Origin of the sequence: Sphingobacterium sp. DR205 (assembly GCF_011064245.1) — a bacterium.
GTDB classification, from domain to species: Bacteria; Bacteroidota; Bacteroidia; order Sphingobacteriales; family Sphingobacteriaceae; genus Sphingobacterium; species Sphingobacterium athyrii.
In genome coordinates, this window is the sequence record NZ_CP049333.1 from 4482885 (window position 1) to 4502253 (window position 19369).

A 19369-nucleotide genomic window follows, 5' to 3' on the forward strand; every position below is an offset into this window, starting at 1 on the left:
TTACCTATATTCGCCATTCCTAATGACATATATTTATCATCATTATGCGCAACATACTTTTAATACTTTTGTCGGTCATCGTGACGCTGGTTTGTGTCAAAAATTCACAAACTGTCAATATTGATCTCTTTGTGGAGGGCAAGATAACATTATGGAAACTCCTGCTGACTTTTTTTGTGATGGGTACTATTTTCGCTTTTTTGTTAAAGGGCGGTAAAAAGAAACAACAGCAGGAACATACAGCAAAATCTGATGAATCGGAAGAGGATTATGAAGAGCCAAAATCCAAATTATCCGATGAAGATCGCGAATTTCTGTCCTAGCAATAAAAAATAAACTACTAAAAATGAAGGTTTAAACACATTAAACCCATTTTTATCGCAGAAATAGTTGCGTAGAATAGAGATTAACCCTATCTTTGCATCACTTCAAACAAGGAACAATAGTTCTAAAAGAAGTATGATTCCGTAGCTCAGCTGGTAGAGCAATACACTTTTAATGTATGGGTCCTGGGTTCGAATCCCAGCGGGATCACAGAGGAAAAGCTAATCGTAAGATTAGCTTTTTTTGTTTAAAGGGATTAGGATTCGAAAGAAGGGCGGGCCGGGTTCGATCCGTCGGAGGCTCAAGGATGTGTACGGGAACTGTGGGGCTGAGCCAATCCCAGCGGGATCACAGAGGAAAAGCTAATCGCAAGATTAGCTTTTCTTGTTAAGGGGATTAAGATTCGAAAGAAGGGCGGGCCGGGTTCGATCCGTCGGAGGCTCAGGGATGTGTACGGGAACTGTGGGGCTGAGCCAATCCCAGCGGGATCACAGAGGAAAAGCTAATCGCAAGATTAGCTTTTCTTGTTAAGGGGATTAAGATTTGAAAGAAGGGCGGGCCGGGTGGAACAGATTGTTCTGGAAATCCTATTGGTATAAAAGAGGGGAAAGTTGTAGTTTATCTTTTTGATGATCGAGAGGTTGAAATACTCAGCAATTCATTTGAGGAATATTTAGAAGAGTCATTGTAATTATTTAAATTTAGCGGCTTAAAAGGTACTTAATTATTCTCCTTTTCGTTCAGATGGAGCGTTTAATAGTGAAATGATTATAACAGAAAACGGGAAAGTGATTTTTGAAATATTGTTAGATTAATGGCTTACTTATACCGATCGAACTCAAAAATATGATGATATATTAAAACTTGAAAAACTGTTTGAAAAATTAAAAGCGAAATAGCAATTTCTCCGCCTTGGCTCCTGTTCGTACCGAACCAAATCAATCCTCAAAACTCAAATTAAAAAAAAGACAAAGCATGGAACAAGCAACAGACAAAAGCTACATAGACCAACTGGCCGAATACTTTCAGCAAAATCCCAACCAATTTGGCTGGCTGTTTATTGCTGTTGGTCTCATCGTTTTATATGGTTCTATCAGGCGCTGGGGCTGGCTATTTGAGGGTGGCGATGGTATGTTCAACATTGCGTGGTTAGCGGAAATCTTTGGTTTTCGTACCGCACAGGTAATGTACATCCTGCTATCATTGTTATTTATTGCTGCAGGCATGACATGGGTATTGTTGTAGAATACTCTTTATTCATTCACATGAATATGACTTAGAATTTTGACAAATTCCTTAAAATCTCCGTTGTGCCTGCTTGAGCTGGTTTTCATTTTTGATACCATTTTTCAATAATCGACCTACTTCAAGTGCTTATCCATGTATCCTATTATTCAGGGGGCCCTTCCTGTAGGATGACACAAATTTTAGCCAACAAAAGAGCAATAGCCAACAAACTGACAAGGGCTGGCAACAAAGTCATTTTCCACGCAACTCACATGCAAAAAACAGACATTATATGATATTTGACGGCAATAATCGCCCTAGTCCGTCCCCTCAATTGCTGGCGTAATACCGCAGCGGGAAAAGGCCGCAACGCTGTTTTTAGTTGCCCTGTCCAAAAGCAGGAATGAGATGCTTATGCTCCGCCTCCTGCGATAGCGCCACAGTCCGGGGAGAAAATAACAGCCGACAATGTTATGCCATATGGAGATAGACAGCTGACTGGAGCAAAAGAACGTGATCATTTATACGCATAAACCATGCACAGGTGGTACATGCATGGCGCAGTCCCCCCATGAAAGAGAGCGGCTTGACCGTGTAGAGCCATCCCGGACCGAAACGGTATCACGGGCCACTGCTGTGCTCCGGTCCGACTTGATCATGCTGTGGCTGGTCACTGTTGTCACAGCTGTTCTTTCGGTTGTCGTCCAGAGGTATCCGGCCGATTTCTATCAACAGGCGGCTACCGTCGCTCAAAAACCTTCGTGTATATGCAGTGGAAGTACAGTTATTCCAAACAAGACGTGCTGCAGGAAACAGCACGTCTATTCATTGTGAAGATATTGGCAATTATTATTACAGGGGTGATAGGCTGGGTCCAAGTATCCTTTTGCAATCTTTCCTGTGCTTGTTGTCATATGACAATAAGCACTTTTGATCCTATTGTCTGATCAAAATATATGGAGCCATTATACTGTCGGGCATCCACGGCGCAACTTATAAAATACGGTGTCATGGAGCCTCCGGCGTTTCGGCAGATTGAAATACCGCCAACAATTACCGGTACCTCGCCAATCCGATTTCTTCGACATTTCTTTGCCCCAGCAGTTGGTTACGGCAACCGAGGCGCGCACAAAATTTTATATTTTCCCCTTAGGCACACTATACCATTTAATGGCCGCTTCGACCTCCTGCCGTATCAGCCATATCCGGCCATTTTTCTCCAGCGAAGTCAGCTCAGCCCTGCTGCGCATATCGTCCATCTTGAAAGTGGCAGTTACCTGGTCTATGGTTTTTGTTTCGAGCCCGAGATCCTGTTTGGCCAGCACACCGATATCCATCCCTTTTTTCAGCCTGTGCTCAAGGCACGGCGGGCCGTGTATCAGCATTTGGTCACGAGCATGGATTTCCGTGCGGAGAAAAATACCCGCGACAAGATCCTGGAGCTTCAGCAGAAATTGTCACTCGGCAAAGAAAGCTCGGCGTTCAGTATCCTCATGACCTTGAAAGATCTGTTTGCACTGAGCATCAGAAAAATACAGATCGAATACGAGCACAATCAGGTAAGCCGATTACTGGTCGATCTGGCACGCAGTAATTGATTATTATTTCTTTTCTATTTGCTTCACCAATTGCAGCGTGGGTGATGAACAATTGGCTAAAGGACCATGAATATCGGATCGATATTGAATGGTATTATTTTGTGATCGCGGGGTTTTGCAGCTATACTTATTTCTTTTGCTACAATCAGTTATCAGCCTATAAAAGCAACATTGGCTAATCCCGTTGATCGTTTGGGGACGAATAGATTTGTTAAGTTATTTAATAAATATTTTTTATTCATACGAAATATTCGTAGATTTATAGACATCAACTTCCCAAAGAAAACACATGGTATTATTCCAGCTATTCGCATTATCGACGTGTATCAAAAGAAAAGATTAAAGCTATTCCAATAAATACCATCCTTAGTGATTGGGAGTTGCCAGAAGTGCAAAATGGGAAGCCGAAAAAGCTAGGATATCCATTTGTTATGTTACTGGATAGAGAAAGAAAGTTGCTCTATCAAGGCGCACTAGACAGTAAAGCATTGAGTGACATCTTATTAAATCTACAATAACAAAAATCGAAGAAGTTTAAACTGAAATATGAGAATTGCAATATTTGGGGCCCACAAAGTTGGCAAAACAACATTGGCAGAAGAGCTTCTGGAAAATCTTTCGAGATATACGTTTGAACAAGAACCATATTATCAACTGGAACTTTCAGGCTATGAATTTTTAGAAACCCCCACTCCGGAGGATTTCTTTGAACAATTTAACTGTTCTGCCAAACTGATTTTAGAAAGCGGAGACGATGTAATCTTTGACCGATGTGTCATTGACATCTTAGCTTATCTTCATGTTCTTGATCCAGATAGAAATATTCAACAGCTCTATCAGACCGTTCAGGAACTTATTTCAGAAATTGATCTTTTTGTGTTTGTTCCTATTGAAGAGCCAGATCTAATACCGAGCCATCAGATAGAGTTGTCAAAAATTAGAAAACAGGTTGATCATGTAATCCGTAACTGGATTGCCGATTTTGGAATATCAGTGATTGAAGTAAGTGGCATTTTATCCAATCGAAGAGATCAGGTAATTGCTAGAATCTCACCATAGCATACGAACTATTGCTGATCAGCGATTTCAATTTTTGCGTGTCTGTTATAAAAGTTTAAGTGCAGTTCCTTAAGACAGAGGCAAAATAATTAAGTAAGCGAAAGAGAGATTAAAAACCCCTGATTTCATGGATATTAAATCCGCTTAGGTTGCCGTATCTTTGATATATTAGACAAAACATAAACAGATGCGCACCTCTTTCACTCTCCTTTTGACATTAATATGTGCTTTCACTTATGCACAAACTAAGCCTATAATCAACAATTTGCCATACCCCGATTTAATTCCGGTCTTGGTAAACGATAGTCTATATGGTTACTGTGACAGTCTTCTGGACATAAAACTGCCTCCTGTTTACGAAAGCGCAGAACTATTTGAAGAAGATTTTAATTTCCAGATCTTCCATGTCAACAAACCGGAAATTATAAAATATGGATCAGCTGAATATGCGTGGGTCCAACGTAATGGTGAGCGGTACCGCATCAACAAACATGGCGATCCAGTTTACAAGTACGATGCCGCAGATTTTAAAACTGGAGAAACACTCATTCAGCTTTTTAAAAATTCTACATCACATACGATAAATAAAGTGGACGATACTACCCTATTTCAACAAATAAAGAACAATCAAACGGGTCAAATCGCATTCCCTGATGTTCAGTCCATGGCTGACTTTAAAGAAAAAAATAAAATGTTTATCGACGAAGGGATTCGATTGATTTATTATCCTAAATTCACAGAAATACCATGCACCTATTTTTCCAACGAACAAACGCTACTCCAGGGCATAAAAAATAAGGAAACAGGTGAAATTCTGATCAAAGCAAAGTATGCTTCCATCGAAGAATACTATAATAATCCCTTACGGGTACATCAATATCCGTTGTTTGTTGCTTATCGTGGGGATCTCAATAAATACATATATGTGGGACTCAACGGAACTGAATATGTACTGTATTCAGCTCAAATAGAAACCCATTAGATTTATTTCCTGAGCGAAAAACCCATCTGTACATGTTGCCCGCCTTCCATCGCCTGATGCGCGCCATGTTTGACGACATTTTCAACAAAAGGAATAAACAAAAAAGGTGGTACCTGCAGTTGCTCCATCTGTTCCTAAATGCACAGGCTGCTTGTGGGATCTGCTTCCGCTTTTTTGCTCGGCAAGAAATGAATGCCCATTGCCAGGATCAATAAACAATGTCGAATCCAACGATATTTTTTATCGACAACAGTACAGCATTTATTTTGTTAACTTTAGCCATTATTGATGGAAATCAACCAGTCAATACGGACGAAATTCAGAGAAATTAAGATGGAAAAGCTGCTATCCGAAATGAACAGATACTTCCCGCTCAGCGAGCAGACGATGGCAGCGTTGAGAAAGATCTGTCAACCTAAAAGCTTTAAGAAAAATGAGCTGATCTTACGTGCTGGCGATTATGCAAAATATTATTACTTCGTAAACACCGGGCTATTAGGCTATTATAAATTAGACACAGCAGGTAATATTATTTACAAATTATTTTTTGAAGAAAACAGCTTTTGTGCATCTACAGCAGCTATCATTGAAGAAAAACCAAGTAATTTCAATATTGTTGCCCTTGAAGATGTGCTGTTGATGCAATATTCAGCAAGGCTTTTCCGTGAACTGGTGATACAACACCATGATTTAGCAATCTTCCAAATCGCCTATCTCGAAAAAAACTGGGTAGTAAAAAAAGAGCCGCTTGAAATCAATCTGAAATGGGAATCTGCTAAAGAACGTTACCTTGAGCTCTACAGCAATCAATCTCTCTTTAAACGCCTCAAACAACACCATATCGCTTCATACCTAGGTGTGACCCCTACCCAGCTAAGTCGTATTCGTAAAGAATTAAAACAATAATTCCATCAACATTTGTATATGTTTTTAAACAATATCCTTGAGAATTTTGCAGTACAACAATAAATTCTTAAGCAATGAAAATAGGAATCACCTTTCTTTTATTGGCACTCTACTTCTCCGTTAGTGCCCAACACAACATCCATCGGAAAGTCTACAGTGCCAAAATGCATAAAAATGTAGATGTGATCATCGTAACACCTGATATCCAAAAAGGTGTACGTTATAAAACCGTGTATATCTTACATGGTTACAGTGGTAATCCCACGAGAACAATTGAACAGGATATCCCTAATTTATCTCAAAAAGCAATTGAATTCCAAACGATTTATATTATCCCGGACGGAAATTATAACTCATGGTATGTAGATAGTCCCTTGGATGCACAACTGCAGTACAGTACCTTTATCGGAGATGAGCTGATCCGTTATATCGATCTGAACTTTCCCACACAGGAAAATAGAAATGCAAGAGGCTTACTCGGTTGGAGCATGGGGGGATATGGTGCATTGCATATCGGTGTTGCTTATCCCAAAGTCTTTTCCATCATCGGTAGCTCCTGTGGCGCCATTGATTTTAACCGCTTTGGCAAAGGATACCAAGGTTACCAAGTGGACAAAGTACTCGGCGAGTTAAAAGACCTATCCCCAAGTTTCCGAATCTATAACAATGTGGATAAAATGATCCATAATGAGCAGCGATATATACTGGATTGTGGCACTGAAGATGTCCAAATGCTAGAAATGAACCGCTCCTTGCATCAACAGCTAACGGACAAAAATATAGAGCATCTGTACATAGAGTCTCCTGGGGGGCACGATACCGCTTATTGGAATAAATCGCTAGTCAATCAATTGGTCCTTTTTCAAAATTATTTTGGCCATGAAAGATTATAAATCTATTCTTTACGTCGCCGCGGGGGCCTGCAGCTACGGTTTGCTCGCTACACTGGTCAAATATGCCAATAAGCTGGGGATTCATACAGGCGTATTGACTTTTTTGCAATTCTTGATAGGATTCCTGTTTTTGCTGGGATTCAATTATTTTTCAAAATCAAAAATACAGGAACAAGCAAGCCTTCCCGTAAAATTAAAACTAACTGCCTGGGGAATGTCCCTCGGATTGACATCAACGCTGTACTACCTCGCCATACAATATATCCCGGTATCTGTGGGAATTATCCTACTCATGCAATCCATTTGGATCAGCTTAATAGTTGAAGCGCTGATCAAAAAACAAATGCCTTCAAAAGCAAAAATAATAGGTGTTGTCACCGTCTTATTGGGAACCGCTCTTTCAACCGATATCTTCTCAGAAACAAAGGCTTTGGACACAAGAGGCCTATTACTCGGTTTTGGGGCCGGCATCAGTTATGCCGTTGCCATTTTTTCGTCCAGCAATATCGCCAATCAGCTACCAAGTCCTGTCCGAAGCCTGTTTTTGGTACTCGGCGGGCTCCTCCTGATCATTATTTTCTGGAATATACAAATTGTTCAACAGATGACGCTGAAAGCCTTACCTTGGGGACTGATCATTGCCTTGTTTGGCACTGTTCTTCCACCCCTATTCTTTACCCGGGGTATTCCCAGGACCGGTATCGCTTTGGGAAATATCATTTCCAGCCTGGAGATTCCCATATCTACCATCTCGGCAGTCTTATTACTGCACGAAACTGTCTCAGGGATTCAGTGGGCCGGCATAGTGCTCATCCTACTTGCGGTCACCGTTATCAATCTCCGAAAATAATTAAAGGATGCTCCATGTTGTTTTTCAAGATAAGCACATGGAGCATCTTTTTCAGCTCCCGTCGCGCAATGATTTATTAAATTTATAATACTCCCACAAAATCAAACTGCAGACCGGCACCGATGTGGCCAGTAGATGCAAGAACCCAAATAAAGTTAGACTTCCATCTTCCGTGATAAATAGATAAGTAAACAGTAGGATCACCCCAAAAGGCAACAAAGTAAAGGATAGAAACACACAAACGCGATTGCTTCTAAAGCGTGAATTGTTATTCAAAAAGATCCCCAATGTAAGCAGGCAAATGCACAGAACACTAAATGATAACAGCAATTCAGTAAACAAAGGCATATAGCAACGGGCCCGTTTTGCAGATTCATTATTAGCCTGAAGTATCGCCGTCAAGATAAAGGTCGTCAAGACACTGAAACCTGTAATTCTTAAGAAGATATAAGCCAATTGTTTTTTCATACTACGTTCATAACCATTTTATGCATGATTTTGTTCTTTGTCCTTCAGAACAACAGATCGGTACAAAAGATAAACTTTTCCTAAAGGTGCAAACTAATCCAAAAATTAAAAAGCAACAACAAACATTCGCAGATATAGAACTCATATTTAACTATTTGCACACAAGATATGTCCTATTCGAACACTTAATACAAATTTTTTATTTTTTTACTAAGATTTCCTCTTCATGCTACGTATCTATCTAAAATTATAAACCATGAGACTAACGGAGGATATCAAGCAACTGATTGTAAAATGCATGCACGACGATTTATCGCCTGTCGAAAAAGATGCTTTGACCTCCTGGCTAGCGGAATCTCCGGCACATCGCAATTATCTTCATGATCTATTGCAAAAAGAAGAACTGATGGTAGATTTGAAGCAATGGATTCTTGTTCAGGAATCTGATACAACAGATTGGACTGAACGTCTCAAAACAAAAACCCTAGCATCGATCCATGCACAGGAGAGCCCCAATCGTTTCCGTAGGATCAGGCGAATTATACCTTTTGCTGCAGTCTTATGTAGTTTTGTTCTCGCTGGTTTGATCTACCGATTTGTTTGGAAACCTTCAGCGCCCAATACCAATAGAATCGTCTTACACGATGTCGAATTACCGAATAACCATGCTGAAATACGGCTCTCCAACGGCAAAGTAATCCAACTGGACAATGGAAAAGGCGCATTGGTTACATCTGGCGAACTGAAATATGCCGATGGTACCCTGATTCAATCGACGGATCCAAATACAGATCTGGTCGCCACTGTCAATACACCCGCAGGCAACATGCTCCAAATTACCCTGGCAGATGGATCACAGGTTACGCTCAATGCTAAGACATCATTCAGATACCCATTGCAATTCCCTAAAGACCAACGCCTTGTTGAAGTGAATGGGGAAGCTTATTTTAAAGTCGCCAAAAATAAAAAAGTTCCCTTCCGTGTAAAATCCAATGGCCAATTGATTGAAGTAACGGGTACCGAATTTAACGTCAACACCTATTCAAAACAAAAAAGCAGTACGACACTTGTCGAAGGTTCCATCAATTTATCGGCAAATGGACAGCAAATACAGCTCAAACCCAATCAACAGGCCATCCTCTCAGAAGGACGACTTTCCCAGAAAAGCGTAGACCCGCACAATTACACTGCCTGGATTGACAATAAATTTTATTTCAATGAGACAGACCTCCATACCGCGCTTCAGACAATCGGCCAATGGTATGATCTACAGATTATTTACAAAAACACCATCAAAGAGACCTATTTATACGGGGAAATTCAGCGGACAAAAAGCTTATCCGCCGTATTGGAAATTTTAAAAAGAAGTAATATCCAGTTTGAATTGGTCCAAGAAAATGGTATCCGTAAGCTCCTGATATCCAATTAACCCATTATATAACCATAATTAAATTATACAGATGAAAAAGCCAACTTAACCAAACGGAACGGCGCCACTAAAAAAGCCGAATAATGCTTCCAACATTAATCGGCCAATCTATTAGCGACCCCATTTTTAACCGATTCACCCAATCAGTGTACAAACAGATTATGTCCCTAATTCAACAAATTTATGAATTTTAAATTTCTTGTCCATAGAAAACCTATTGCTATGGACATCCCCAAACAATGGAAGACCAAAATGAAGCTTAGCGCCTTTTTTACGCTTGCATGTGTAGTCAAACTCTCAGCAGCTGGATACGCACAATCGATTACCATAGACGCAAATAAAACATCGCTTATACAAGTGCTGCGAACCATCCAAAAGCAGAGCGGTGTTCGTTTTCTGTTAAACGGTAAAGAACTCGCCGAAATAAAAATCGAAGGGCATGTAAAAAATATGCCCTTAGAAAAGGCTATGTCAGTATTGTTAAAAGACAAACCCATTAGCTGGAGTTTCAAAGACAATATGCTGGTCGTCACGGCTGTGAAAACAAACAGCTCCGCTGTCATTAGTCCAACAAACTATGCCTTTATGTTGCAGACAAGAACCGTTAAGGGAAATGTCCACGACAGTCAAGGACGCGCAATCTCCGGAGCGACTATCAGCATTAAAGGAACAAACAAGGCCACCACCTCAGATATCAGTGGAAATTTCCAGATTGATGTCAATGACCGTAATGCCTCACTTGTCGTTAAAATGATCGGATTCCAGCCACAAGAAATCGCCTTAACTACGCAGATCTATCTCGACATTGCGCTCAGCCAACAGATTGACGCGTTAGAAGAGGTGGTAATTGTCGGTTACGGAGCAACCAAAAAGAAAGAGCTGATCGGTTCAGTTTCTCAGATAGACGGCAAACAGCTTGCAAAACGTACCGTTCCCCAGCTGGCGCAGGCACTGACTGGACAGATGCCGGGCGTGACGGTTATCCAACGTTCGGGGCAACCCGGTGCGGCCAACAATAGCATACAGATCAGAGGTGTTGGCTCCTTTGGTGCCACCACCGATGCATTTATATTGGTAGACGGTATTCCGACCAATTCGTTCAATGATATTGACCCCAATGACGTTGCCTCCATCTCTGTCTTAAAAGATGCATCATCGGCAGCAATATATGGTGCCAGAGCGGCCAATGGTGTCATTCTCGTCACTACGAAAACTGGTTCAACAGCCGGAAAACTCGCTGTTAATTATAACGGCTATTTTGGTATTCAAAAACCAACAGCCTTTCCTGAATTTGTCAACTCCTGGGAATATGCCAGCATGCTCAATGAAACCACAACTGGGGGCGGCGGGTATACCGAAGAACAAATCCAGAAATTTAAGGACGGATCCGATCCGGACAATTACCCCAACAGCGACTACATCGGTAGCACATTTAAATCGCAGGCAAGCCAGACCGGACACAACCTAAATATTTCTAATACAACCGAAAAGATACAGTATACCGTATCTGCCGGCTACCTCAATCAGAAAGGTATTGTCATCAAAAACAATTTTGACAAGTACAACGTCCGCCTTAACCTGATTTCAAATCTGAACGATAAACTTAAATTAACAACAAGGGTCTCCGCAATACAGACCAACACCGACGAACCCGCAGCACCGGCGACACTTGACTTTTCGCGAATGACAGATATCATCTCCCAAGTCATCCGCTATCCCGCGACTTTTCCAATCCGTATGAGCAATGGCGACTGGGGAGCCGGAAATAACTTAAAAGGAACACCTGTTTCTTTTCTCGAGAGCGAATCTTTTTACAAAGAGAAAGTGTCTGATCTCTCTGGAAATGCTCGTTTCGACTGGACCCCGATATCCGATTTGACACTATCTGCAATCGGTGGCTATGCGCAGACCAATGGCCGTTCCAAATTGTTTCGCGCTTCACAACGGATCAATAGCGCAATCACCCTTGCTCCTTCTACGCTGAGCCAAAGCGCCCCTTATACGACATATAAGACCTTTCAGGCATTGGCCGATTATACCAAATCATTCAATAACCATTCACTGAAAATCCTTGCAGGATATTCCTTTGAAAAAGGTTATAGTGAAGGACTCACCGCTTTTCGCCAAAACTTCCCGGGCAATGAGCTTACAGAACTAAATATTGGATCGCCAGATGGACAAACTAATTCGGGCACGGCGGAAGAATGGGCATTGGAATCGCTCTTCGGTCGTATTCAGTATAACTACGCAAAAAAATACCTTCTCGAAGGGGTCATCCGATACGATGGTTCATCTCGCTTCCCGACCAGCAAAAGATATGCTATTTTCCCTTCACTCGCGGCGGGATGGCTGATCAGTGAAGAATCGTTTATAAAAGAGAAATTTGACTGGATTACTGAATTGAAATTAAAAGGCTCTTTTGGTGTTTTAGGCAATCAAAATATTGTCGATAATCTTACCTCAAGAGTAGTTTCAAATTATCCTTACCAAAACATCTTAAATACCGGCTATAACTATCCCTTCGGGAATACCATATCGCCCGGGGTAGCACGCACCAAGATTGTAGATCCAAACTTACGCTGGGAATCCACCCGGACTACTGATGCCGGCCTCGAAATCGCATTATTTAAAAATCTATTGACCTTTAGCAGCACCTACTACAATCGTTTTACGTACGATATTTTGGTCAGTCCGGGCTCAAGTGTATCAAAGGTATTGGGTTTTGAAGTGGGTATACAAAATTCAGGTAAACTCAGAAATACAGGCTGGGAGTTTACTTTAGGTCACCAACATAAGATCAATGAGCTCTCCTATAATATCAATCTGAACTTCTCCACGGTTAAAAACAAAGTGGTCGATCTAGGAGTTGGCAATATCAACCAATCCAACGGTATGATTGGTAATGGATCTGATTTGTTTATCGGTTATCCAATACAGACTTATTACGGTTACCAGACCGACGGTTTATTTGTTGATGCGGCTGATGTAACCTCATGGGTCGATCAAAAAAGTATCAATCCAAATTCACAGCCCGGCGATATCCGGTACAAGGACATCAGTGGACCTGACGGGGTTCCCGATGGTAAGGTGGATGCAACTTATGACAAGACCGTTATCGGATCCCGTATCCCCAAATATACCTATGGAATGAACCTTGGATTTAATTATAAAGGTTTTGACTTAGGTCTTCTACTCCAAGGTGTCAGTGGCGTGCAGGGTTTATTAAATAATTATGCCGGATTTGCGCTAAATCAAAATGGTAATATCCAACGTTGGCAGGCCGATGGGCGATGGACTACCGCAAATCCAGATCGAAATGCAGTGTATCCACGATTTGAGCAATTACCGAGCACCGGAAGCCCCAATACACAATTATCAGACTATTGGTTGTTGGATGCAAGCTATATCCGTTTGAAAAATGTACAATTGGGCTATGCCATTCCCAAAAGCCTTCTTGCCAAATGGAAATTATCAGGCTTGCGCGTCTACGCGAATGCCGAAAATATATTTACAAGCAGCAGTTATAGAAAAGGCTGGGATCCAGAAATCAATTCAAGCGGCGCATACTACCCGATTATGCGCAATTTCACGTTCGGTGTAAATCTTAGTTTTTAAATCTTTCAATAACCATAACATGAGACATATAACCTATAAAAATATAAAACTGGCCCTTTGTATATTTTTTGCTTCCAGTCTAACCTTAAGCTGCAAAAAACAATTGGATACAAACCCACTGGACAAATTCGCTAATGATACTTTCTGGAGCAGTGAAACAAATACACGGCTTGCAATCACAGGTCTCTACAAAGGTGAGATCCAGATGAATGGTCTTGCCGAATTCAGTCCCACAGACTGGTGGTCTTATCATGGTCTGCTTTACATGGAGTTTGCCTCTGACAATGCCTATGACCGTCGTGGGGATAATTCTGCCTTCAATAAATTATCAGACGGCACACTCACCAGTAATATCGGCATTTTGTCTGACTATTGGGGACTCTCCTACAAAAGGATTGCCCGTGCGAATTTCTTCTTGGAAAATGTCGACAAAACGCCTGTTTCAGCTGAAATGCTGGCCCGTTTTAAGGCTGAAGCACGTTTTATTCGCGCCTGTCAGTACTTCTACCTATCACAGTACTGGGGGGATGCCCCTTTGGTGACCAAAACATTGACACCTGACGAAGCCAATCATGTCTCGAAAAATAAAAAACAGGAATTGGTTGCCTTTGTCGAACGTGAACTGCAAGAAGCTGCAAATGATCTTCCAAGCTACGGCAAATTACCTGCAGCAGAACGGGGCCGTGTCACGAAACAGGCCGCTTATGCATTTTTGGGGCGTTTACAACTGGCTGAAAAATCTTATGCCGCGGCGATTAAGACCTATGAGAATATCATCAATGCCAACGAAAATAGTATTGACCCTAACTATGCAAGCCTTTTTAACGGCAGCAACGAGTCCAGCAAAGAAATTATTTTTGCCACACAATACCTCGTAGATTTGGCCGGAAATGGTATGTTCCAACATAACTTCCCGGCAGTCGCCGGCGGTTGGCATCTGCACTGTCCATTGGGAAGCTTAGTAGAGAGCTATTCCTTCTCGGATGGTACAGCGTTTTCCTATACGGATCCTCGTTATAACGCGCAGAACATCACTCAAAATCGGGATCCGAGACTAGGCTTTACAGTCATCAGCAATGGAGACCGTTTCAAGAACCTTCGTTATATTTCACATCCGGATTCAACCTTGTCCATTGACCAGCTCACAACAACCAAGCAAGCGACACGCACGGGCTATGGCCTCCGTAAATTTAACGATGAAAATTTTAGCGGCAACTTACAGAACTCCGGAACTGATCTCCCCATTATCCGTTATGCTGAAGTCCTATTGAGCTACCTGGAGGCCAAACTTGAAAATGGTGATCCTCTAACGGCCGAACTTTTGGATAAAACCATCAATACTGTAAGACGGCGCAGCAGTGTCAATATGCCGCCAATCAGTGTTGCTAGTGTCGCTACAGTTCGCTCTGCATTACGGAATGAAAGACGGGTGGAATTAGCTTTAGAGGGCATTCGCTATTGGGATCTCCTGCGCTGGGATACCGCAAAAGATGTCTTAAACGGTGATTTCTACGGCGCACCATATCCCGATGCCAAAAATATCCGCGTAAAGTCCGGAGGCATCAGAGACAGCTATAGCCGCTGGTATGTAACAAAAAAATCCTTTAGAGCCGGTCAGGACAACCATTGGCCGATTCCGCAAAATGAAATTGATATCAATCCAAATTTAAAATAGTATATTGGGATCTGTCATTTTTATGATGGATCCCTATCAACGTATTTGCACAATATGAAAAAGACCTTATTTCTTCCAATTCTTCTTTCCTCAAGTCTGGCGATAACCCTGCCCATGACCTTACTGGCCCAAAAAATGAGTAAACCGAATGTCATCTATATCTATGCGGATGATCTTGGTTTTGGTGATTTGAGCAGCTATGGTGCCAAACAGATTGAAACACCCCACTTGGACAAATTGGCGCAAAGCGGCACACGCTTTACCAATGCACATAGTACTTCGGCGACCTGTACTCCCTCCCGCTTTGCGTTGATGACAGGGACCTATCCTTGGCGTCAGGATGGAACCGGGATTCTGCCCGGTGATGCCAAACTGATTGTTCCGACAGACAAAATTACACTGCCCAAAGTCTTTAAAAATGCAGGTTATGCAACAGCAATTGTCGGTAAATGGCACATGGGACTTGGGAGCGAAGTCAAAAAAGATTGGAATGCAGCCATCAAACCCGGCCCTAACGATGTCGGTTTTGATTATTCTTTTATCTTTCCAGCAACAGCAGATCGCGTTCCGACCGTATTCTTAGAAAATGATCAGGTTGTTGCGGCCGAAGCAAACGACCCTATCCTGGTCGATTATGAGAAAAAAATAGGGAATGATCCTACCGGAAAAGAACACCCAGAGTTACTCAAAATGCAATCCTCCCCCGGTCAAGGCCACAACCAGACGATTGTCAACGGCATCGGACGAATTGGCTACATGAGCGGCGGTACACGTGCTCGCTGGGTAGACGAAGAAGTTTCCACAACCTTTCTACATAAAGCACAGGACTTTATTTCACAACATCAGAATAAACCTTTTTTCCTGTACTTCTGTTTGACAGAGCCCCATGTGCCCCGTATGCCAGCCACACAGTTTAGAGGCAAAAGCAAGCTCGGTTACCGCGGTGATGCCATTCTCCAATTGGATTGGACGGTCGGACAGATCCAACAGCAATTACAGCTACTGGGCATGGACAAAAACACCATTATTATCTTTAGCAGCGACAATGGCCCTGTACTGGATGATGGCTACGTGGACGGTGCCGTGGCACAGCTCAATGGACATCAGCCGGCAGGACCGCTCAGAGGCGGTAAATATAGCATCTTTGAAGGCGGAACCCGTGTACCGTTTATCGTCAGTGGACAGGGCGTAGCAAAAGGAAAGGTGTCCAATGCACTGATCAGTCAAATGGATCTGTTGGCAACAAGTGCACAACTTGTAGGCGTAAGATTAAAAGCTGACGAAGCAAAAGACAGCAAGGCTTTGTTAAAAACCTTAACCGGTGAAGACCCCAAAGGACGCAGCACCATGGTTCAGCACGCCCAAACCCTTGCCATTGTCAAGGACGACTGGAAATATATTGCACCAAGTAAAGGTACCCCTTATATGAAATTGACGGATACCGAAACCGGAAATCTCCCCGAAGACCAATTGTATGACCTTAAAAATGATATCGGTGAGAAAAACAATGTCGCAGCTAAATATCCCGAAAAAGTGACCGAGTTAAAACAGTTATTGGAAGGAGAACGGAAAAAATGAAAAAGCAAATAGGTCTTGCTCTTTTCCTATTAGGTTGGGGCGCACTTTTTGCGCAACAAAAGCAAGTGCAGACAAAACTGCCCAATATCATCTTTTTCTATGCGGATGACCTAGGCTACGCCGAGACGGAACCCTATGGCCAACAGTTGATCAAAACACCTCACCTACGGAAACTCGCACAGGAAGGACTTCGTTTTATCAATCATTACACCAGTACACCGGTTTGTGCCCCGGCACGCTGTATGTTGTTGACCGGAAAACATGGAGGACAGTCCTATATCCGGGGAAATTATGAATTAGGTGGATTTGCCGATAGCCTGGAGGCTGGACAAATGCCTCTACCCGAAGGAACCTATACCATGGCGCATCTATTTAAAAAAGCAGGTTACCATACCGGAGCTATCGGAAAATGGGGGCTCGGCATGCAAAATACTACTGGAAGCCCAAACAAACAGGGATTTGATTACTTCTTTGGCTACCTGGACCAGAAGCAGGCCCACAATTACTACCCAAGCCATCTTTGGGAAAACGAGCAAAAATACCCGCTTCAGAACAAAGAAAAATTCGTGCATATTCCGCTCGACTCGACCAAAGCAACCGCTAAAGATTTCGGGCAATTCAGCGGCAAACAATATGCTCCGGAAATCATGACGGAAAAAGCGATGGCATTTATTGACAAGAACCGAAACAATCCGTTCTTCCTCTATCTTCCGTACACACTCCCCCATCTTTCCCTTCAGGTACCCCAAGAATACGTAGATCGGTATAAGAATCTTTTTCATGATCGCCCGTATTATGGACAGAATGGTTATACCGCAACACCGTACCCAAGAGCCACCTATGCTGGTATGATTACTTACCTGGATGATCAGGTAGGCCTGATCATGAAACATATCCAATCGTTGGGTCTAGATGATAATACCATTATCCTATTCTCCAGTGATAATGGCACAGGCTTCAATGGTGGTATTGACTATCGTTTTTTTAAGAGTGTCGATTCACTCAGAGGATTAAAAATGGATGTCTTTGAAGGCGGAATTAAAGTTCCTCTGATCGTCCGTTGGCCCAAGAAAATTAAAGCAAATACCGAAACGGATCTTATCTCCGCGCAATATGATCTGATGGCAACCTTTGCCCAGCTGATCCAACAGGATCCCGGCAATACCAATGGCTTATCCATGCTGCCTACCTGGCTGGGACAAAACAACCAGAAAAAACATGCATACCTATATTTTGAATATCCTGAAAAAGGTGGTCAGGTAGCCATACGTGAAGGACAATGGAAGGCTGTCAAACTGGACCTGAAAAACAATCCCAAGGCAAAATGGCAATTGTACAATCTAAAAACAGATCCTTGGGAACAAGAAAATATTGCTGAAAACCACCCCGAACTGCTCGATCATTTTGATCAGATTGTCAAACAGGAACATCGCCCTGCCCATATCAAAGAATGGGAAATTATAGACAGTAAACTGGTGAAAAAATAAATTTTACCAAACCCTATTTGTCAACGGTTAAAAAACTTGGGTTGTTGGATTGAAACCATAACAACCCAAGTTTTTTTATGTAACTTCGTTGTTAACATCAGAAACGGGAAACTGACGCGCAATATTCTATTGAAAAACAATAAACACCGTAACATTTGTCATCATGTCCAACTTGGGGCAATAAAAGAAAACTATTGATAACCAAACATGCTTCAACTAGAGTCGCATATTAACGCATTAAAAGAGGGACAGGAAAGCGCATTATGCTTTTTTATGGATCATTTTGGTCATCCCTTACGTTATTTTGCCTTTTCCTACCTACGAAGCAAAACTGATGCTGAAGAGATTGTATCTGATGTATTTGTCAAACTGTGGCATCACCGCCAGAAGGTGGAAAACTATGAAAGCCTCAAAGCATTTCTGTATATCGCCACAAAGAATGCCTGTATTGATATGAAAAGATCGGCCAGATTTAAAATGCATACTGAAGAATTGGATATACTGCAAAACCTATCCGTTCCGGAAGACGATATTCTAAAAAAAATATTCAGGACAGAACTGACTGAGTTGTTACTGGCTGAAATCAATAAGCTACCAAAACAGCAAGCTAAAATATGTAAATTGAGCTTTTTGGAAGGCCTGGAAACCGAAGAAATCTGCAAAGCACTGGACACTACGCCGTCAAACATCTATTATGCCCGTTCCAAAGCACTACTCGCCTTAAAAGAACGTTTCAAATCTAAGAATTTTGAATACCTGCTCCTGATTTCAATGTCTATTTTACATACCCTCAAAAACTAAGCAGATCGCTTATCTATAGAATCCAATACCATTAAGGGAAAAAACACACACTAAAAGAAGACAAGCGCTTGTAAAACAACGATTTACTTTAAAATAAAAAAAGCTTAGCATCCGGTCGGGCGACCTGCTAAGCTTTTATAAATACCTCTTTGTAAGAGGCAATCAACCTAAACCTATGACAAAGATAGTGCTTCCAATGATATAAACAAAAATTTTGTAATATTTTTTTTCAACTCCCATAAATTTGTTTTGGCATAGCTATCACAAAAGGATTAGTAAGTGTATATTATACACACAATCTTTTTGCTATTTCTAATAAGCCCTTATTTATCATACCCTATTAATGCCGTTTCTATTACAGTATTTATCTTGGTCATGAATTATGTTTACGATAGATTATTCTGTCATCCATGCGTCTATTTTGTCCACAAAAACAATGTTTCCTTTGATTATTTAGTAACTTTGATTCAATCAAAA

General features: G+C 41.7%; 17 protein-coding genes and 1 tRNA gene. 16 read left to right on the top strand and 2 right to left on the bottom strand.

The annotated features are described in order from the left end of the window. Nucleotides 1-44 precede the first annotated feature (44 nt). From G6053_RS19560 to G6053_RS19590, 7 genes are all read left to right on the top strand, one after another. The gene (locus G6053_RS19560; RefSeq protein ID WP_108633276.1) at nt 45-323 is read left to right on the top strand and encodes a lipopolysaccharide assembly protein LapA domain-containing protein; all 279 of its coding nucleotides are present in this window, start codon (nt 45-47) and stop codon (nt 321-323) included. A 138-nt stretch (nt 324-461) separates the two neighbouring features. Continuing rightward, nucleotides 462-534 (top strand) — tRNA-Lys (locus tag G6053_RS19565). 765 nt (nt 535-1299) lie between these two features. Further along, nucleotides 1300-1569 (top strand): Imm17 family immunity protein, encoded by a 270-nt coding sequence (locus G6053_RS19570; protein ID WP_165308052.1) that lies wholly within the window; start codon nt 1300-1302, stop codon nt 1567-1569. Nucleotides 1570-2064: 495 nt separating this feature from the next. Beyond that, a complete protein-coding gene (locus G6053_RS19575) occupies nt 2065-2385 on the top strand; it encodes a hypothetical protein (RefSeq protein ID WP_165308054.1) in 321 nt (106 codons plus the stop codon). 176 nt (nt 2386-2561) lie between these two features. Next, entirely contained in the window at nt 2562-3149 is a 588-nt protein-coding gene (locus tag G6053_RS19580; protein WP_165308055.1) for a hypothetical protein, read from the top strand. Nucleotides 3150-3695: 546 nt separating this feature from the next. Next, nucleotides 3696-4208, top strand: coding sequence for an AAA family ATPase (locus tag G6053_RS19585; RefSeq protein ID WP_165308057.1), 513 nt, complete (start codon nt 3696-3698; stop codon nt 4206-4208). 187 nt (nt 4209-4395) lie between these two features. After that, nucleotides 4396-5190 carry a hypothetical protein gene (locus G6053_RS19590; RefSeq protein ID WP_165308059.1) on the top strand — a complete coding sequence of 265 codons (795 nt, stop codon included), beginning with the start codon at nt 4396-4398 and terminating at the stop codon, nt 5188-5190. Between the two features lie 2 nt (nt 5191-5192). On the opposite strand, the gene G6053_RS30950 is transcribed toward G6053_RS19590, so the two are convergent. Next, a complete protein-coding gene (locus tag G6053_RS30950) occupies nt 5193-5318 on the bottom strand; it encodes a hypothetical protein (RefSeq protein ID WP_277603181.1) in 126 nt (41 codons plus the stop codon). Between the two features lie 205 nt (nt 5319-5523). On the opposite strand from G6053_RS30950, the gene G6053_RS19595 reads away from it, so the two are divergent. From G6053_RS19595 to G6053_RS19605, 3 genes are all read left to right on the top strand, one after another. Then, nucleotides 5524-6096, top strand: coding sequence for a Crp/Fnr family transcriptional regulator (locus G6053_RS19595; protein ID WP_165308060.1), 573 nt, complete (start codon nt 5524-5526; stop codon nt 6094-6096). A 74-nt stretch (nt 6097-6170) separates the two neighbouring features. Then, entirely contained in the window at nt 6171-6989 is an 819-nt protein-coding gene (locus tag G6053_RS19600; protein WP_165308061.1) for an alpha/beta hydrolase-fold protein, read from the top strand. Further along, nucleotides 6976-7839, top strand: a complete 864-nt coding sequence (locus G6053_RS19605) for a DMT family transporter (RefSeq protein WP_165308063.1) — start codon at nt 6976-6978, stop codon at nt 7837-7839. Before G6053_RS19600 ends, G6053_RS19605 begins: the two co-directional genes overlap by 14 nt. 51 nt (nt 7840-7890) lie before the next feature. Here the strand turns inward: G6053_RS19605 and G6053_RS19610 are convergent, their stop codons facing one another. After that, nucleotides 7891-8307 (bottom strand): hypothetical protein, encoded by a 417-nt coding sequence (locus G6053_RS19610; RefSeq protein WP_165308065.1) that lies wholly within the window; start codon nt 8305-8307, stop codon nt 7891-7893. Between the two features lie 256 nt (nt 8308-8563). On the opposite strand from G6053_RS19610, the gene G6053_RS19615 reads away from it, so the two are divergent. The 6 genes from G6053_RS19615 to G6053_RS19640 all read left to right on the top strand — a co-directional run bounded on the left by G6053_RS19615 (nt 8564) and on the right by G6053_RS19640 (nt 18892). Then, entirely contained in the window at nt 8564-9736 is a 1173-nt protein-coding gene (locus G6053_RS19615) for a FecR family protein (RefSeq protein WP_165308066.1), read from the top strand. Nucleotides 9737-9919: 183 nt separating this feature from the next. Next, nucleotides 9920-13351: a TonB-dependent receptor gene (locus G6053_RS19620; RefSeq protein ID WP_165308068.1), complete on the top strand. Its 3432-nt coding sequence runs from the start codon at nt 9920-9922 to the stop codon at nt 13349-13351. Between the two features lie 19 nt (nt 13352-13370). Continuing rightward, on the top strand, nt 13371-15026 hold the full coding sequence (locus G6053_RS19625; protein ID WP_165308069.1) for a RagB/SusD family nutrient uptake outer membrane protein: 1656 nt from the start codon (nt 13371-13373) through the stop codon (nt 15024-15026). A 54-nt stretch (nt 15027-15080) separates the two neighbouring features. Beyond that, complete coding sequence (locus G6053_RS19630; RefSeq protein WP_108633264.1) at nt 15081-16604, top strand: sulfatase-like hydrolase/transferase; 1524 nt, start codon at nt 15081-15083, stop codon at nt 16602-16604. Further along, nucleotides 16601-18091: an arylsulfatase gene (locus G6053_RS19635; RefSeq protein WP_165308071.1), complete on the top strand. Its 1491-nt coding sequence runs from the start codon at nt 16601-16603 to the stop codon at nt 18089-18091. Before G6053_RS19630 ends, G6053_RS19635 begins: the two co-directional genes overlap by 4 nt. Before the next feature lie 207 nt (nt 18092-18298). Beyond that, nucleotides 18299-18892 (top strand): sigma-70 family RNA polymerase sigma factor, encoded by a 594-nt coding sequence (locus tag G6053_RS19640; protein ID WP_108633262.1) that lies wholly within the window; start codon nt 18299-18301, stop codon nt 18890-18892. The last annotated feature ends 477 nt before the right edge of the window (nt 18893-19369 follow it).

Excerpts from the sequence above, each read along its gene's own strand:
- G6053_RS19615 (WP_165308066.1), top strand. The coding sequence starts at position 8,564 with ATGAGACTAACGGAGGATATCAAGCAACTGATTGTAAAATGCATGCAC.
- G6053_RS19570 (WP_165308052.1), top strand. The coding sequence starts at position 1,300 with ATGGAACAAGCAACAGACAAAAGCTACATAGACCAACTGGCCGAATAC.
- G6053_RS19635 (WP_165308071.1), top strand. The coding sequence starts at position 16,601 with ATGAAAAAGCAAATAGGTCTTGCTCTTTTCCTATTAGGTTGGGGCGCA.
- G6053_RS19620 (WP_165308068.1), top strand. The coding sequence starts at position 9,920 with ATGAATTTTAAATTTCTTGTCCATAGAAAACCTATTGCTATGGACATC.
- G6053_RS19595 (WP_165308060.1), top strand. The coding sequence starts at position 5,524 with ATGGAAAAGCTGCTATCCGAAATGAACAGATACTTCCCGCTCAGCGAG.
- G6053_RS19600 (WP_165308061.1), top strand. The coding sequence starts at position 6,171 with ATGAAAATAGGAATCACCTTTCTTTTATTGGCACTCTACTTCTCCGTT.
- G6053_RS19630 (WP_108633264.1), top strand. The coding sequence starts at position 15,081 with ATGAAAAAGACCTTATTTCTTCCAATTCTTCTTTCCTCAAGTCTGGCG.
- G6053_RS19585 (WP_165308057.1), top strand. The coding sequence starts at position 3,696 with ATGAGAATTGCAATATTTGGGGCCCACAAAGTTGGCAAAACAACATTG.
- G6053_RS19560 (WP_108633276.1), top strand. The coding sequence starts at position 45 with ATGCGCAACATACTTTTAATACTTTTGTCGGTCATCGTGACGCTGGTT.
- G6053_RS30950 (WP_277603181.1), bottom strand. The coding sequence starts at position 5,318 with ATGGAGCAACTGCAGGTACCACCTTTTTTGTTTATTCCTTTTGTTGAA.
- G6053_RS19640 (WP_108633262.1), top strand. The coding sequence starts at position 18,299 with ATGCTTCAACTAGAGTCGCATATTAACGCATTAAAAGAGGGACAGGAA.
- G6053_RS19610 (WP_165308065.1), bottom strand. The coding sequence starts at position 8,307 with ATGAAAAAACAATTGGCTTATATCTTCTTAAGAATTACAGGTTTCAGT.
- G6053_RS19625 (WP_165308069.1), top strand. The coding sequence starts at position 13,371 with ATGAGACATATAACCTATAAAAATATAAAACTGGCCCTTTGTATATTT.
- G6053_RS19605 (WP_165308063.1), top strand. The coding sequence starts at position 6,976 with ATGAAAGATTATAAATCTATTCTTTACGTCGCCGCGGGGGCCTGCAGC.
- G6053_RS19580 (WP_165308055.1), top strand. The coding sequence starts at position 2,562 with ATGGAGCCTCCGGCGTTTCGGCAGATTGAAATACCGCCAACAATTACC.
- G6053_RS19590 (WP_165308059.1), top strand. The coding sequence starts at position 4,396 with ATGCGCACCTCTTTCACTCTCCTTTTGACATTAATATGTGCTTTCACT.